A 16,356-nucleotide genomic window follows, 5' to 3' on the forward strand; every position below is an offset into this window, starting at 1 on the left:
GAATCGTGTCGGCCAATACCCCTTATTCGCCGCGCGGAAAGCGCTTGGCTTCTTCCAGCACGTTCAGGTCCATGTGGTTGCGCATGTAGCGTTCCGAGGCGCGCTGCAGGGGCTCGTAGTCCCAAGGGTAATAGGCACCGTGACGTAGTGCTTCGTAGACCACGCGACGGCGCGCCTGGCTTGCCCGCACCTCGGCATCGAAACGGCCAAGGTCCCAACGCTCGCTTGCCGCTTTCCTCATCGCGGCCAGCACGGCGGCATGGGCAGGGTCGGCTGCAAGGTTGGCGCGCTCGTGTGGGTCTTCGTCAAGGTCGAAGAGTTGCGGGGGATCGAGCTCGCAGAGCGCGAGCTTGTAACGACCCTCACGCAGGCCCACCAGAGGCGCATACGAGCCTTCTCCCGCATATTCCATCGGCACCGGGCCGCGACGGCGCATGCCCGATGCCACCCCCACGAGGCTTTCGCCGTCCGTCCAGGGCAGCACTCCGTCGAGATCCACCCCGGCAAGCTCAACGAGCGTGGGCACCGCATCGAGGGTGGAGACCGGCGCATCCACGCGGCCGGCCGCAAGCCCCGGCGCCGCTATCATCAGCGGTACGCGGGCCGAGCCTTCCAGAAAGCTCATCTTGAACCACAAGCCGCGCTCGCCCAGCATATCGCCATGGTCGGACAGGAAGACGATGATGGTATTGTCTTCCTGGCGGGTGCGCGCCAGGACATCGAGGATTTCGCCGATCTTCTCGTCGAGATAGGAAATATTGGCGAAATAGGCACGCCGGGAGCGGCGTACGTCCTCCCGGGTGATGTTATAGGCCCTGTAGTCGCTTGCCAGCATCAGCCGCTGCGAATGCGGATCCTGTTCCTCGAACGGGATGGGTGGGACGGCAGGATCGAGAGCAGGGCAGTCGGCGTAAAGATCCCAGAAGCGCCGCCGCGCGACATAAGGGTCGTGCGGGTGGGTGAAGCTGACGGTCAGACACCACGGGCGCTCGTCGTGCCCGCGTGCCAGGTCGTAAAGCTTTCGCGTGGCATGATGGGCAACCTCATCGTCGTATTCGAGCTGATTGGTGATCTCGGCGACGCCGGCGCCGGTAACGGAGCCCAGATTGTGATACCACCAGTCGATGCGTTCGCCGGGGCGCGTATAGTCCGGCGTCCAGCCGAAATCCGCCGGGTATATGTCCGTCGTCAGCCGTTCCTCGTAGCCATGGAGTTGATCCGGCCCGACGAAGTGCATCTTGCCCGAGAGACAGGTGTGATAGCCCGCACGGCGCAGATGATGTGCGTAGGTCGGGATGTCGGAGGTGAACTCGGCGGCGTTGTCATAGACCCGCGTGCGCGAGGGAAGCTGACCGGACATGAACGAGGCGCGCCCCGGCGCACAAAGGGGGCTTGCCGTATACGTGTTCACGAAACGGACAGACCGGGCGGCAAGGGCGGAAAGATTGGGCGTGTGCAGGAAGGCCGCCGGGCCGTCCGGGAAGAGCGTCCCGTTCAGCTGGTCGACCATCAGGACGAGGATATTCGGGCGCTGCATGTGTGTTGGACTCTCGCAGGAAACGTGTGCTGAGACATGCGGTCCCGACTGCATCGGGGCCGCTCAAGCGCCGTCAGAGACCGAGCGCGGCCTTGACCGCCGGTAGGCCGGGCTCACCGTCGAGCGTGGTGACGCCATCGAGCCAGGGGTCGAGAACCTCGGGCTTCTCCTTCAGCCAGTCCGCTGCCGCAGCCTGTGGCTCCTGCCCATCATCGAGGATCTTGCCCATTATCTCGTTTTCCATGTCGATGGTGAATTGCAGGTTGCGGAAGAACTGTGCGGCGTTCGGGCATTCATCGGACCAGCCGGTGCGCGCCAGCGTGAAGACTTCGGCGCCGCCATAGTCCGGGCCGAAATATTCGTCGCCGCCTGCGAGATAAGTGATGTCGAATTTCGTGTTCATCGGATGCGGGGCCCAGGCGAGAAAGACGATCGCCTCCTGCGCCCGTTCCGCGCGTGCCACTTGAGCCAACATTCCGGCTTCGCTCGATTCCACGACACTCCAGTCGCCAAGCCCGAAGTCGTCGGAATCGATGATCTTCTGAATGTTCTCGTTGGCCGGCGCGCCGGGCTCGATGCCGTAGATTTCCTTGCCGAACGCCTCGGCGTTGGCGGCAAGATCCTTGAAATCGGTGATGCCCTTTTCGGCCACGTAGCTCGGCACCGCCAGAGTGAATTTGGCACCGCTGAGGTTTTGGGTCAGCACCTCGGCAGCGTTCTCGGCATTGAGTTCATCGACGAAATTCTGCTGCGCCGGCATCCAGTTGCCGAGGAAAACGTCGATGTCCTTGTTCTTCAGCGACTGGTAGCCGACCAGCACCGACAACGTTTTCACATCCGGCGTATAGCCAAGGCTTTCGAGGAGGACGGATGCGATGGCGTTGGTGGCGTTGATATCCGTCCAACCAGGGTCGGAAAGGCGAATGCTTCCGCAGCTTTCCGGATCGTCTGCCAGAGCCGGAGTGCTCAGAAGAAGGATGGCGGCGGCTGCGAGGCTGAAGCAACGGTTTCTCATGTGGAGTTCCCCTTTGTTTGTGCTTTGGGCGTGTGCCAGGCCGGCTTCCATTAAATCCCCATATGTGCCTATCTTTGAAGCTGCTGATTTTGGATCGCAGCTATAGAGATCATTTATGCCTTATCGGAATCTGGACGTTGGCTGGTTGCGTATTTTCGAGGCGGTCGGACGGCTCGGCAGCCTGACACGGGCGGCTGACGAGCTGGGCCTGTCGCAACCGGCTGTCAGCTATCAGATAAGGCGCATTGAGGAGCAGCTCGGAGCGTCGCTGTTTCACCGCCAGCACCGCGGCAGCACGCTTTCGGAAGCCGGGGAAACCCTATACCGGGCCGTTCACTCCGGGCTCGAGCGGATAGACGAGGCGGCGCACGAGATCCGGCAAAAGGCGCGAACGCCGGTTATCCGCATCTTCACCGACTACGGCTTCGCCGCCTTCTGGCTGATGCCGCGCGTTGCCGATTTCCGCCGCCTGCACTCACAAGTAGAGGTGCATGTCGTCGCCTCTCAAGGGCTCGAGGAGGGCGTGGAGGGCTTCGCCGACGCTGCCGTTTTGTTCGGCAAAAAAGGTGACTTCCGGGGGGATGCCCATCTCCTCATCCCGGAGCGCGTTGTGCCGGTTTGCAGCCCGGCCTTCCTTGCCCGCTTCGGTCCGTTTGCGGATGCAGCGGCACTCGTCAAGGCTCCCCTCCTCCACCTCGACACAGTCGGCAAACCGCGCTGGCTCACCTGGACCTCCTGGCTCGCCGCGCACGGTTTGTCGCGTGAGGTGGCACAAGGAGATCTTGGCCTCAACACATATGGCTTCGTCATTCAGGCCGCACTGGCCGAACAGGGGATCGCGCTCGGCTGGCTCGGTCTGATCGATGCCCATCTGGCAAGCGGCACCCTCGTCGCCGTCGGCCCCGAGATAGCGCGGGAGGACTGCGGCTACTGGCTGGTCTCCAATCATTCAGCGAGCGGGGCGACACTGGCGCTGACGGAATGGCTGCTCGCACAACGTATGGAAAAACCGGTCTACCAGGCCGCCGAGCGAATGACGTGCTGAGCACGGGGCGCGGAAATCTTCTGCCTTATCAAGGTGTTCTCTGGCATAGCTCTTTGGCACTATTTTCAAAGCTGGGGACCTTCTGTACGATTCATGGAGGGAAGAGGTACCGCTCGCTAGGCTGTTGTCGGGGCGGGACGTTGGAGGAGAAAATGCGTTCACGGTCGATGATCATGGCCGCCGTGCTTATGCTAGCCGGCGTGTGGAGCCTTTCGGCGCATGCCGAAAGCACAATCCGCATTGGCGTTCTCGAATTCGGCACCGTCAACTGGGAGCTTGATGTCATCAAGCGGCACGGCCTCGATGAGAAACAGGGAATCCAGATCGAACAGGTGAACCTTGCCAGCAACCAGGCCACAACGGTCGCGCTGCAGGCGGGGGAGGTCGATATGATCGTCTCCGACTGGCTTTGGGTGTCGCGTCAGCGGGCGAACGGCAAAACTTACACCTTCGTTCCCTTCTCATCCTCCGTCGGCACGCTGATGGTTCCGCCGGACTCCGACATTCGCAGTTTGGCGGATCTGAAAGGCAAGAAGATCGCCATTGCCGGCGGCCCTCTGGACAAAGGCTGGCTGCTGCTCCGCGGCCTTGCCGAACGCAACTACGGCATAGACCTGGAAGCGGAGAGCGAACAGGTGTTCGGTGCGCCTCCCCTTCTCGCAAAAAAGGCGATGCAGGGTGAGGTGGATGCCGTGCTGAACTACTGGCACTACAGCGCCCGCCTTGAAGCGAAGGGCTTTCGGCAGGTGATCGGAGGCAACGAAGCAGCCATGGAGCTTGGCGCGGATGGTCCGATCTCCGCCGTCGGCTATGTCTTCGATGAAGGATGGGCCGCGCAGAACACGGACACCGTCAAAGCCTTCTTCGACGCCTCGCGCGAAGCCAAGACCCTGCTAAAGACCTCGAACGAGGAATGGGAGACCCTGCGCGAGAAGACCGGCGCCGAGGACGACGAGACGCTACAGGCGCTCCGTGACCGCTTCCGCGAAGGGATTCCTTCCCGGCCCCTGAGTGAAGAACGAGACGACACGGCGAAAGTCTATGAGGTCCTGGCGGAGATCGGCGGAGAAAAACTGGTCGGCAAAGCGAAAAGGATGGCGCCGGGCACATTCTGGTCCATCCTGGTCGATGGCTCCTGACAGGTGAAGCGCGCACCGCTGAAACTTCTGTCTGTCCTGGGTTTCTTCCTGCTGTGGGCGATTATCGCCGCGGCGGTCAATTCTCCCGATGTCCCGGGCCCTGCAGAGGTCGGCCTGTTCGTGGCGCGCGAGGCTTCGTCGGGCGAGCTGTTTTACAATCTGGCAGTTACCTTGAGCCGGGTTGCCGCGGCCTTTCTGATTTCATTGATTGTAGGTTCGGCAATCGGCATCGTCATGGGGCAGAACCGAGCGGTCGACCGGATTCTCGATCCGTGGATCATCATTTTCGTCAATCTACCGGCCCTGGTGATCATCGTCTTGTGCTACATCTGGATGGGGTTGACGGAAGTCGCTGCGGTCACCGCCGTGGCACTCAATAAGATTCCCAACGTTGTTATCACAATGCGTGAAGGTGCCAGGTCGCTCGATCCGAAGCTCTCGGAGATGGCGCGCGTCTTCCGCTTTTCCCGCATGCGCACAATCCGACACGTGGTGCTGCCGCAACTGCAGCCCTTTATCGCGGCCGCCGGTCGCTCGGGATTGGCTCTCATCTGGAAGATCGTGCTCGTCGTCGAACTGCTGGGACGGTCCAACGGGGTCGGTTTCCAGATTCACCTCTATTTCCAACTCTTCGATGTGGCGGCGATCCTCGGCTATACCCTGGCCTTCGTGATCGTCATGCTCGCCATCGAGTTCAGTGTGGTCCAGCCCCTTGAACACCATCTCACCCGTTGGCGGCCGAAGCCCGCTTGACGTTTGCATAGCCCGCAAGGCGTTCGTGTCCGCTGATGGCGAGGAAAGCGAAATCCTACGCGACCTCGCTTTCACGCTAGAGGCGGGAACCTTCACCTGCCTCATCGGGCCGTCGGGATGCGGAAAGACGACAACGCTGCGCATTCTGCTCGGACTCGATCGTGACTTTTCCGGCACGGTGACCATGCCGGCGGGCAACGTCCGCACAGTTGCGGTGTTTCAGGAACCGCGCCTGTTGCCCTGGCGTACGGTGGAGCAGAATGTTCGCCTGGCCCTGCCGCCTGGCGCAACACCGGATATCCAACCGCTGTTTGCAACGCTCGGTCTGCAGGCGATGCTCGATCGGTACCCCAGCGAGCTTTCGCTCGGGCTCGAGCGGCGCGTGGCGCTCGCACGGGCGTTTGCCGTCATGCCGGATGTTCTTCTCCTGGATGAACCCTTCGTGTCGCTGGACGAGCATACGGCCGAGCGCCTGCGCGAACTGCTTATCGAGTTGTGGCGGAGGCACGCCGTCACGGTCCTGATGGTCACGCACAACGTCCGCGAGGCCGTACAGCTCGCAGACCGTCTGCTCCTCATGAACGGCCGGCCGGCCGGGATCGTCGGCGATGTCGCCGTTCCAATGGAGCGCTCGAAACGCTCAGGCGACCGCCTGCAACAATTCCTCGACGAGTTGACCCGAAATCATGCGCAAACGGTTCGCGCTTAGGCGGCTCCTCGTAGGCAACGTTAAAAGTGGATACAAGTACCGGGACCGGCACAAGAACCGGCGGTAGCCAATTTCAGCAGATCTTTACGCAGATGCGCAATAATTTGTGCAGCGCAATATTTGGGAAATGAAAGTTTTTCCTGCGCGCCAATCACACCGTTCTCTGAAGTCAGTACTATGGTTCTATCGACATTAAACAAGGGCCAATTCAAACTCTCGAGGTAACCTGCACCAAGGCTCGAATCCCTGCTTTGCGTTGTTTCGCAACAGGAGCGGACGCCGGTGCGAACTGCAGACCAATAACCACTTAGCAGGGGATGGAAATGCACGGATTCAAACTCTTGGCGGCCAGCTCGTTGGTTGCAGTCATCGGCCTCGCCCCGTCACACGGGTTTGCAAACGACGAATTGGTCGAGATGCAGAAAAACCCGAAGAACTGGGTCATGCCGCTCGGGAATTATGCGGGTACCCGCTACAGTGAACTGGACCAGATCAACAAGGACAATGTCGGCGATCTGCAGGTTGCGTGGACCTTCTCCACCGGCGTCCTGCGCGGCCATGAAGGCGGACCGCTGGTCATCGACGGCGTGATGTACATCCACGCGCCCTTCCCGAACACGGTCTTCGCGCTCGACCTCAACGAAAACGGCCGGATGATCTGGAAATACGAGCCGAAGCAGGATCCCAACGTCATTCCGGTCATGTGCTGCGACACGGTCAACCGTGGTGTTGCCTATGCGGACGGAACGATCTTTCTGCATCAGGCCGACACGACGGTGGTCGCGCTCGACGCCAAGACGGGTGAGGTGAAATGGTCCGTCAAGAACGGTGACCCTTCCATAGGTGAAACCGGAACGGCCGCACCATTGGTGGCAGGCGACAAGGTACTGATCGGAAATTCCGGCGGCGAATTCGGCGTACGCGGGCACATGACCGCTTATAATATTGCCGACGGTTCGCTGGCTTGGCGTGCTTACTCGCAAGGTCCGGATGCCGACACACTGCTCGACCCCGAAAACACGACCCATCTCGGTGAGCCGGTAGGCGCGGACTCCGGTACGGCCACCTGGGAAGGCGACCAGTGGAAGCTGGGCGGCGGCACCACTTGGGGCTGGACCACCTATGATCCGGAGTTGAACCTGATCTATTACGGTTCCGGCAACCCGGGCACCTGGAATCCGGTGCAGCGGCCTGGAGACAATCGCTGGTCGATGACCATCTTCGCCCGCGATCTCGACACCGGCACCGCCAAATGGGTCTATCAGATGACCCCGCATGACGAATGGGACTTTGACGGCGTCAACGAGATGATGCTCGTCGATCAAGAGATCGACGGCGAAATGCGCAAGACGCTCGTCCACCCCGACCGCAACGGCTTCGCCTATACGCTTGATCGCGAAACGGGCGAACTGCTCGTCGCAAAGAAGTACGATCCGGTCGTGAACTGGGCGACAGAAGTCGATATGGAAACCGGGCGTCCGCAGGTCGTGGCCGACTACTCCACCGATCAGCAGGGTGAAGACGTCAACACGCAGGGGATTTGTCCGGCCGCGCTCGGCACGAAGGATCAGCAGCCTTCCACCTATTCGCCGAAAACCGGACTGTTCTATATCCCGACGAACCACGTCTGCATGGACTACGAGCCCTTCCAGGTTTCCTACACGGCCGGCCAGCCCTATGTGGGTGCCACGCTCTCCATGTATCCGGCGCCCGACAGCCATGGCGGGCTGGGCAACTTCATCGCCTGGGACGCCACGAAAGGCGAAATCGTCTGGTCCAAGCCGGAGCCGTTCTCGGTCTGGTCCGGTGCATTGGCCACGGCGGGCGACGTCGTCTTCTACGGCACGCTGGAGGGCTATCTGAAGGCGGTCGATCCGGAAACCGGCGACGAACTGTTCAAGTTCAAGACCCCGTCCGGCATCATCGGCAATGTCAACACCTTTGAGCATGACGGCAGGCAGTACGTTGCCGTCCTGTCGGGCATCGGCGGTTGGGCAGGCATCGGCTTGGCGGCCGGTCTGACGGAAAGCACGGCCGGCCTCGGCGCTGTCGGCGCCTATGAGTCACTGGCCAACTATACCAACCTTGGTGGCCAACTCACGGTGTTCGCCCTCCCAAGCAGCTGAGGATCGACCACGTTGGTCCGACGTTGCGAACACCAGCGGCCCGGTGACATCACCGGGCCGCATGTAACTTGCCGCAGGCTTTCTGCTTCAACTGCCAGCCGGCCCGCCGCGATCCTTCAGTTAAAAAGCCAACCCGCGAGGAGAACACCGTATGCGTTTGTGGACGATGGCCGTAGCCGGTCTGGGCGGAGCTGCCCTGGCGCTGTCCCTTTCAACTCTCACGGCAAATGCCCAGGAATCGGACTGGGAGAAAAAGCCCTACATCATCGAGGATGGAAAGGTCGATTACGGAACCTACAACGGCTATCGCCGCTATCATAACACCTGCCATGTGTGCCACGGACCGGATGCCCTTGGCAGCTCCTTCGCGCCGTCACTGAAAGACTCCCTGAAGACGATGAGCTACACCGACTTTCTCGAGGTGGTGACGAACGGCCGCCAGGCAAAGGGGGCGGCCAACCAGGATTCGGTCATGCCGAGTTTTGCCGAGAACGGCGACGTCATGCTCTATATCGACCACATCTATGCCTATCTCAAGGCGCGTTCCGACGATGCGGTCGGCCGCGGCCGGCCAGAGCGCCTGCCCCCCGAGGAAGATGTGGTCTTCCAGGAATGGAAGGAAAGCCAGTAATGTCGGCGCCGTTTCGCTGGTGGTGGAGAAATGGTCTTGGTGCGCTGGTTTTCGCAGCAGCGGCGGCGCTGCCGATCGCGGCGCAAGGACAAGCCATCACCGGCGAGATCGTCGACCGCACAAGACTGAGGGTATGCGCCGACCCCAACAACCTTCCTTATTCCAACGACAAGGGCGAAGGGTTCGAAAACAAGATCGCCGAGCTTGTTGGAGAGGAGTTGGGCCTCCCCGTCGATTACACCTGGTTCCCGCAGACGATCGGTTTCGTGCGCAGGACATTGGCCGCCAATCGATGCGATCTCATCATTGGTGTCGCAACGACCAACGAGTTGATGCAGAACACCAATCCGTACTACCGGTCCAGCTATGTGATGATTCATCGCCCAGACCTGGCCTTGAAAACGGCTCGGCTCGGCGACCCCATCTTCCGGACATTGAAAATCGGCATCCAGCCCCAGACACCCGTTGCGACGATGGCGGCACGCCAGGGCCTCCTCGATCGGGCCAAAACCTACAAGATGATCGTCGATACACGCCTGGAGAAGCCAGCGCGCGCCATGGTCGAAGATGTAGCCGAGGGTGCGATCGATGTGGCGCTGACGTGGGGGCCGCTTGGCGGCTACTGGGCCGGACAGATCGACCCTTCGCTGGTCGTCCGGCCTCTTATTGCGGGCCGCGGCATCGAACGCACCGACTACCGGATATCCATGGGCATCCGTCATGGAGAACCGGACTGGAAGCACGAGCTCAACGGAATCCTGGAAAAACGCGGAGCCGATATCGAAACGATCCTGCTCGACTATGGCATCCCGCTTCTCAATGGCAGGGGCGAACTGATCCAGCCTGCAAAGGTGGAAGCCGCGGCGGACGTTCCCGAACCCGAGGGCTATAGAACGAGCGACTACCGCGCCGCCGTGCCAAAAGGGTTGAAGAATGCGCGAACGGTCGATTTGGCTGAATTGCAGGCCTTGGTCAAAAGGGATGATGTTGTCCTGATCGACGTGATGCCTGCGGCGAGAGAGCCGGAAGAGCGGCCAGAGGGTGCAATTTGGCGCGAGCCGAAGCGCGATACCATCAAGGACGCCGTCTGGCTTGCCAATATGGGTTACGGCCGTTTGAGCGAAGGCGACAAGGCCGCGTTCGAAACGGAGCTTTCACGGCTTGCCGGTCCAGCGGGGGAAAAAACGCTGGTCTTCTTTTGCGAGCCGAACTGCTGGATGTCGTGGAATGCCGCAAAACGCGCTGTCTCGAGCGGTTTCAAGAACGTTGTGTGGTTTCCGGGAGGGGCGCAAGCGTGGATCGACGCCGGTCTGGAACAGGAAACCGTCACGCCGTGGCGGCCATGATCATGGGCTTTACAGCTTTCGCTTGGCCCAAGAGGAGGTCCAGGAAAGGTGTATGAGGTTTTCATAGTCGCCTGCCTGGTTGCGCGCCCGGTGGAGTGTCAGACATTCGAGCTGTGGCCACAGCAATATGCAGACCTCCAGCACTGCTCTCGGGCAGCGCCCCTCACCGTGACCCAATGGGGCATACGCAGAACGAACTGGCAGATCAAAGAATGGAAATGCGCGCAAAAGGCCGAGGTGATCTGAAGGAGGCGCTTTCCTTTCACCCGCCGGCTTCCTCCCCCTGGCGGATCCCGCGGCGCGCATTCCTCTGTGCCGGTGCAGGGGTGCTTGCCGCGACCACATTTGTAAAAGCCACCGGATCCATAGCCGCAGAGGCAACGTTGCCTTTTATCGAGGTCGCGGATGGTGTGTTTGTCCGTTACGGCGTCCAGGAGGAAATGTCGGCGGCCAACCGCGGTGCAATCGCCAATATCGGCTTCATCGTTGGGGATGAGAGCGTCGCCGTCATCGACACCGGAACGACCCGTCAGCAAGGTTTGGCGTTGCGTGAAGCCGTTGCGTCGGTGACAAGCAGACCAGTCAGCCATCTGATTGCCACGCACGTCCACCCCGATCACTGTTTCGGGCACGCCGCCTTCTCGGACCTGCCGGTGCGTAGCCTCGGGCATCGCAACTTGCCTCGGGCGCTTGCCGAGCGTGGCCCCTTTTACCTGGAGCAACTGGCTGAGATCTCGCCTGATTTCTCCGACACGGCCTACCTCGCACCTCAGGAAACCGTTTCGGACACCATGCGGATCGATCTCGGCAACCGACCCTTGCTCCTGAAAGCCTGGCCGCCGGCCCACACCGACAACGATCTGACCATATTCGATGAACGCGCGGGGCTTCTGTGGGCGGCGGATCTCCTGTTCGCGGGCCGCCTTCCAACGCTCGACGGTAGCCTCACCGGCTGGCTTGCCGCGCTCGAAATTTTGCGGCCACCGGGTGTCCGCGTGGTCGTTCCCGGCCACGGACCGGTAAGCGACGGGGTTGCGGCGCTGCAGCAGGAGCGGGCGTATCTGACGCGGCTGCGTGACGGCGTCCGCGCAGCGATCGAGGAAGGTCTCGACATATCAGCAACGCTTGCCCGAATGGAAAACGACAATCAACTGGACTGGCTTCTGTTCGACACCAACCACGGCCGCAATGTCGTTGCCGCCTATACGGAACTGGAGTGGGAATGATGCCCCAACAGCGGAAAGCAGAGACCTTTTGTCTTCATCCGATCGCAATCGCAGTTCTTGCCACGGTTCTGATCATATCCAGGGCGCCGATCGCCCTCGCCGATGACGACTCCTGGCAGGACATCCGCGCCTCCTTGTATGGTAACGACCGCGTGATCCACGATGGCGAAGGCGTCATCACACTTGACGCGCCCAACCGTGCGCTGGACGCCGCGACGGTGCCGATCTCGGTAACAGCTGAAATCGAACAGACAGAGGAGCGCTATATCCGCGCGGTGACGTTGGTGATCGACGAGAACCCTGCGCCAGTCGTCGGGACCTTCCATCTCTTTCCCGGAAACGGGATAGCGAACCTTTCGACCCGGGTCCGCATCAACGCCTACACGAACGTCCGCGCCATCGCTGAGACCAGTGACGGCGAACTCTACATGGCACAGAAATTTGTCAAGGCATCGGGCGGATGCTCCGCACCGGCCAGCAAGGATCATGACCTGGCCATGGCCCGCCTCGGCAAGATGCGCCTGAAGCAGATAGGCGCCTGGCGCAAGGACGAACCGGCTCAGGGCCAATTCATGATCAGCCACCCCAACTACAGCGGCATGCAGGTCGATCAGGTGACACAGCTTTGGATTCCCGCCCGATATGTGCGCAGCATAGAACTGACCTTGGGGGAGAAGCCCATCCTGCGCTTCGAAGGGGACATCTCGATGAGCGAAAATCCAACGGTCCGCTTTTTCGTCCGACCGGATGCGGAGGCGGAACTGCATGCCAAGGTGATTGATTCAGATGAGCAAACCTTCGAGCAGAGCTGGCCGATCGAACTCGATCCAGCTTCCTAGTGCCAAGGTAGGCGGATGCCGTCGATCGCGCTATTGAAGGAGAGTGGCAAGCTGGCGGCAACACATCGGATCGCGCATGGACGCTAAGAGCGGACGTGAAGACACGGCACCCGAGCCCACAGCCGACGATCGTGCGCAGCAGCCCTTGGTGGTTGAGGGCCTTTCCTACGCCTATGGCAACCGTCAGGCGCTCAGCGAGGTTTCCTTTTCCCTTGCTCCTGGGCGGGTCACCGCGCTTCTCGGACCGAACGGGGCAGGGAAAACGACCCTTTTCTCCCTTATCACGGGTCTCTTCGACAGCCGCCGGGGCGAAATCGAAATCGCGGGGTACAAGCTGCGAAACAACCGCTCGAAGGCTCTTTCGCAGCTCGGTATCGTGTTCCAGGCACAGACCCTCGACCTTGACCTCACTGTCGATCAGAACCTCCGCTATTTCGCCGCCCTCCGCGGACTTTCGCGCACTGCGGCGTGGGAAAGAATCGCGATATTGCTCGACCGGATCGGCCTTAGCGGACACGCAAGGACGAAAGTCCGCAATTTGAGCGGCGGTGAACGCCGCCGCGTGGAAGTCGCCCGTGCGCTCATCGACCGGCCAGCTCTGCTCTTGCTCGACGAACCAAGCACCGGGCTCGATATTGCCACGCGACGCTGGCTGATCGAGCATCTCCACCATCTTGCCGAGAGAGAAGGCATATGCGTTTTCCTCGCCACCCATCTGGTCGACGAGGTGGCGCCCGAGGACGACCTCATCGTCCTCGACGAGGGTGCCATTGTCGCCCGCGGCAAGGTCGATGACGTGGTGCGGAGTGCCGGCGCGGCGACGCTCGACAAAGCGTTTACAAGGCTGACGACCAAGCCAAAGGAGCAGTCGCCATGACCGTGAGCCACGCCTCCCGCGCCCTGCTGGCGATCCTTGCACGCGAGCTGTTCCGTTTCGTTCAGCAAAGGGGGCGGTTTTTCGCCGCCCTCGTCCGCCCGTTGATCTGGCTTCTGGTCTTTGCCGCCGGTTTCCGCGCGTCGCTCGGCCTTTCAATCATACCGCCCTACGAGACCTACATTACCTACGACGTCTATGTCGTTCCCGGGCTTATCGGCATGATCCAACTCTTCAGCGGCATGCAGAACTCCCTTTCCATGGTCTACGACCGCGAAATGGGATCGATGCGGGTTCTGCTCTCGACACCGCTTCCGCGCGGCTTTCTGCTGATCGCGCGGATGTTTTCAGGCACCGTGGTATCCATCATACAGGTCTATGCCTTCATCCTGCTTGCCGCGCTCTTCGGGACACCCCTGCCGTGGTCGGGCCTTCTGCCGCTGCTGCCGGTGCTGGTCCTGACGGGAATGGCACTGAGTGCGCTCGGCATGTTCCTTTCCTCGCGCGTGAAACAGCTTGAGAATTTCGCCGGGGTGATGAACTTTCTGATCTTCCCGATGTTCTTCCTGTCCACCGCGCTCTATCCGCTGTGGCGCATCCGCGAAGGCAGCGTAACGCTCTATCACCTGTGCCAGTACAACCCCTTCACCTATGTCGTCGAACTGATCCGCTTCACGATCTACGGGCAGCCCAACCTGCCGGCGCTCGGCATCGTCACGGCGACACTTGTCGTCTTCGGCGCCGCCGCCCTTATCGGCTATACGCCCGCGCGCGGCGGGCCAACGGCCGGGCGCGCCGCCGCCTGAGCAACTCCAGGAAAAGTGGACGACGCACGGGCCTATGAATTGAGCATGCGTGCGTGATGGCGCAGATGGTCGTCGATGAACGTGGCTATGAAGAAATAGGAATGGTCGTAGCCGGGCTGCATACGCACCTTGGCCGATTGGCGGTTCTCCTTCAGCGCTTCGATGAAGCGCTGCGTCTGCAACTGCTCCTCAAGGAATGGGTCCGCAGTGCCCTGATCGACGAGGATCTGTCCGGGAAATCCCCGCTCGCGGACAAGGTGGCAGGCATCATGCTGTTTCCATGCGGCCTCGTCGGCTCCCAGGTATGCGGTGAAAGCCTTGCGCCCCCACGGCACGGAAGATGGGGCGACGATCGGCGAGAAGGCGGAAACCGACGTGAAAATATCCGGATGGCGCATGGCGATAGTCAACGCCCCATGCCCACCCATGGAATGACCGAATATACCCGCCGAGCCCGGGCGAACAGGGAACCGCTCCTCGATGAGCTCGGGTAGCTCCTGGGTTATGTAAGAATACATCCTGAAGTGCGTCGACCAAGGGGCTTGCACCGCGTCGACGTAGAACCCCGCGCCCTGCCCCAGATCGTAATCGGGCGAATTCGGCACTTCCTCTCCGCGCGGACTGGTATCGGGCGCCACGACGATCAGACCCAATTCGGATGCCATGCGTTGGACGCCGGCCTTCACGGTGAAGTTCTCCTCCGTGCAGGTCAGGCCGGACAGATAGTAAACGACGGGAACACGCCCATCCTTGGCCGCCGGCGGCACGAAGACGCTCAATCGCATTTTCGTGCCCGTCGCCCTGCTGTCATGGGAAAGCGTCAGTTGCCTTCCGCCAAAGCATAAGGCGCTCGATATTTCCTCGAACTGGCTCATCGACTACTCCAGGTTCCGCTCGAAGCGCTCCGGCCACAAGAAATTTCGCAAAGCCGCCCCTTTGACGCCCGCATACCCGCGGCGCCCGGACGTGCGGAACGATGTTCCGGGAACGGCACTCAACGTCAGTAGATCACAACGCTCCGGATGGACTTGCCCTCGTGCATAAGATCAAAGGCGGTGTTGATTTCTTCGAGCGGCATCGTGTGGGTGATCAAATCATCGATATTGATCTTTCCATCCATGTACCAGTCGACAATCTTCGGCACGTCGGTGCGGCCTCGGGCACCGCCGAAGGCGGTCCCTCTCCATACGCGGCCGGTCACCAGTTGGAACGGGCGCGTGGAGATCTCCGCACCGGCGGGTGCCACGCCGATGACGACGGACTCGCCCCACCCGCGATGGCAGCACTCCAGTGCCTGACGCATGGTGTTCACGTTGCCGATACATTCGAAGGAGAAATCCGCACCACCGTCGGTGAGATCCACAATGGCCTCCACCACCTTGTCCCGGCCGACCTCATCGGGATTGACGAAGTCCGTCATGCCGAACTTGCGCGCCATCTCGACCTTGTCGGGATTGAGGTCGACGCCGATGATCTTGTCGGCACCGACCATACGGGCGCCCTGAATGACGTTGAGGCCGATACCGCCGAGGCCGAAGACGACGACGTTCGCCCCCGGCCAGACTTTGGCGGTATAGACTACGGCACCGATGCCCGTCGTCACGCCGCAGCCGATATAGCAGATCTTGTCGAAAGGGGCGTCCTCGCGCACCTTTGCGACGGCGATCTCGGGGAGGACGGTGAAGTTGGAGAAGGTCGAGCAACCCATGTAGTGAAAGACCTCACCGCTGTCGCAGGAAAAGCGGCTGGTGCCGTCGGGCATCAGACCCTGCCCTTGCGTCGAGCGGATAGAGGTGCACAGATTGGAGCGCCGCGATAGGCAGGTTTTGCACTGGCGGCATTCCGGCGTGTAAAGCGGGATGACGTGATCGCCGACCTTCACCGACGTGACACCGGCGCCGATCTCGCGCACGATTCCTGCACCCTCGTGGCCGAGGATTGCCGGGAATTTACCTTCAGAATCAAGCCCGGACAGCGTGTAGGCATCGGTATGGCAGATGCCGGTCGCCATGATCTCAACCAGAACTTCGCCAGCCTTCGGCCCTCCGATCTCGACTGTCTCAATGGAAAGAGGTTTCTTCGCTGCCCAAGCAACCGCTGCGCGTGATTTCATATCGGACATTCCTCCAACTGATCGTGTGCCTTATCGGGCAGCCAATTGATGCGTAAAATCATTTTACGGGATCGCCCGCATTTTGCTCCATAGTCCGAAAGTACCTCTTTTCAGCTTTCCTTACAGCAAAGCTGAAATCTCGACCTCTCCTGTCCGACTCCCAAGCGGGCAGAACTTTTGACCTATATCGGGCCGGA

15 protein-coding genes are annotated in these 16,356 nt (G+C 61.0%); 11 read left to right on the forward strand and 4 right to left on the reverse strand.

The window, feature by feature from the left end:
- Window positions 1–22 precede the first annotated feature (22 nt).
- Window positions 23–1,537 (reverse strand): choline-sulfatase, encoded by a 1,515-nt coding sequence (gene betC / locus GPJ75_RS19150; protein WP_163270295.1) that lies wholly within the window; start codon window positions 1,535–1,537, stop codon window positions 23–25.
- A gap of 73 nt (window positions 1,538–1,610) precedes the next feature.
- Window positions 1,611–2,552, reverse strand: a complete 942-nt coding sequence (locus GPJ75_RS19155) for a choline ABC transporter substrate-binding protein (protein ID WP_163270298.1) — start codon at window positions 2,550–2,552, stop codon at window positions 1,611–1,613.
- Between the two features lie 115 nt (window positions 2,553–2,667).
- On the opposite strand from GPJ75_RS19155, the gene GPJ75_RS19160 reads away from it, so the two are divergent.
- The 11 genes from GPJ75_RS19160 (at window position 2,668) to GPJ75_RS19210 (ending at window position 14,046) form a co-directional block, all read left to right on the forward strand.
- Window positions 2,668–3,597, forward strand: coding sequence for a choline sulfate utilization transcriptional regulator (locus GPJ75_RS19160; protein ID WP_163270301.1), 930 nt, complete (start codon window positions 2,668–2,670; stop codon window positions 3,595–3,597).
- Window positions 3,591–4,736: an ABC transporter substrate-binding protein gene (locus GPJ75_RS19165; protein WP_246249133.1), complete on the forward strand. Its 1,146-nt coding sequence runs from the start codon at window positions 3,591–3,593 to the stop codon at window positions 4,734–4,736. The genes GPJ75_RS19160 and GPJ75_RS19165 overlap by 7 nt, the downstream gene beginning before the upstream one ends.
- 3 nt (window positions 4,737–4,739) lie before the next feature.
- Window positions 4,740–5,489: an ABC transporter permease gene (locus GPJ75_RS19170; RefSeq protein ID WP_246249134.1), complete on the forward strand. Its 750-nt coding sequence runs from the start codon at window positions 4,740–4,742 to the stop codon at window positions 5,487–5,489.
- Between the two features lie 25 nt (window positions 5,490–5,514).
- Complete coding sequence (locus GPJ75_RS19175) at window positions 5,515–6,198, forward strand: ABC transporter ATP-binding protein (RefSeq protein ID WP_246249135.1); 684 nt, start codon at window positions 5,515–5,517, stop codon at window positions 6,196–6,198.
- Window positions 6,199–6,521: 323 nt separating this feature from the next.
- Window positions 6,522–8,324, forward strand: coding sequence for a methanol/ethanol family PQQ-dependent dehydrogenase (locus GPJ75_RS19180; protein ID WP_163270304.1), 1,803 nt, complete (start codon window positions 6,522–6,524; stop codon window positions 8,322–8,324).
- Between the two features lie 151 nt (window positions 8,325–8,475).
- Window positions 8,476–8,955 carry a c-type cytochrome gene (locus GPJ75_RS19185; RefSeq protein ID WP_246249136.1) on the forward strand — a complete coding sequence of 160 codons (480 nt, stop codon included), beginning with the start codon at window positions 8,476–8,478 and terminating at the stop codon, window positions 8,953–8,955.
- A complete protein-coding gene (locus GPJ75_RS19190) occupies window positions 8,955–10,301 on the forward strand; it encodes a quinoprotein dehydrogenase-associated putative ABC transporter substrate-binding protein (protein ID WP_163270307.1) in 1,347 nt (448 codons plus the stop codon). Before GPJ75_RS19185 ends, GPJ75_RS19190 begins: the two co-directional genes overlap by 1 nt.
- A gap of 212 nt (window positions 10,302–10,513) precedes the next feature.
- Window positions 10,514–11,527 (forward strand): quinoprotein relay system zinc metallohydrolase 2, encoded by a 1,014-nt coding sequence (locus GPJ75_RS19195; protein ID WP_163270310.1) that lies wholly within the window; start codon window positions 10,514–10,516, stop codon window positions 11,525–11,527.
- Window positions 11,524–12,366 (forward strand): quinoprotein dehydrogenase-associated SoxYZ-like carrier, encoded by an 843-nt coding sequence (locus tag GPJ75_RS19200; protein ID WP_163270313.1) that lies wholly within the window; start codon window positions 11,524–11,526, stop codon window positions 12,364–12,366. Before GPJ75_RS19195 ends, GPJ75_RS19200 begins: the two co-directional genes overlap by 4 nt.
- A 76-nt stretch (window positions 12,367–12,442) precedes the next feature.
- Entirely contained in the window at window positions 12,443–13,243 is an 801-nt protein-coding gene (locus GPJ75_RS19205) for an ABC transporter ATP-binding protein (protein WP_163270316.1), read from the forward strand.
- Window positions 13,240–14,046: an ABC transporter permease gene (locus GPJ75_RS19210; protein ID WP_163270319.1), complete on the forward strand. Its 807-nt coding sequence runs from the start codon at window positions 13,240–13,242 to the stop codon at window positions 14,044–14,046. Before GPJ75_RS19205 ends, GPJ75_RS19210 begins: the two co-directional genes overlap by 4 nt.
- 32 nt (window positions 14,047–14,078) lie before the next feature.
- Here the strand turns inward: GPJ75_RS19210 and fghA are convergent, their stop codons facing one another.
- Window positions 14,079–14,921 carry an S-formylglutathione hydrolase gene (fghA, locus tag GPJ75_RS19215; protein WP_163270322.1) on the reverse strand — a complete coding sequence of 281 codons (843 nt, stop codon included), beginning with the start codon at window positions 14,919–14,921 and terminating at the stop codon, window positions 14,079–14,081.
- Between the two features lie 125 nt (window positions 14,922–15,046).
- Complete coding sequence (locus GPJ75_RS19220; RefSeq protein WP_163270324.1) at window positions 15,047–16,159, reverse strand: S-(hydroxymethyl)glutathione dehydrogenase/class III alcohol dehydrogenase; 1,113 nt, start codon at window positions 16,157–16,159, stop codon at window positions 15,047–15,049.
- Window positions 16,160–16,356 lie beyond the last annotated feature (197 nt).

The sequence above is a fragment of the Chelativorans alearensis genome (genome assembly GCF_010993735.1).
Classification (GTDB): Bacteria; Pseudomonadota; Alphaproteobacteria; order Rhizobiales; family Rhizobiaceae; genus Chelativorans; species Chelativorans alearense.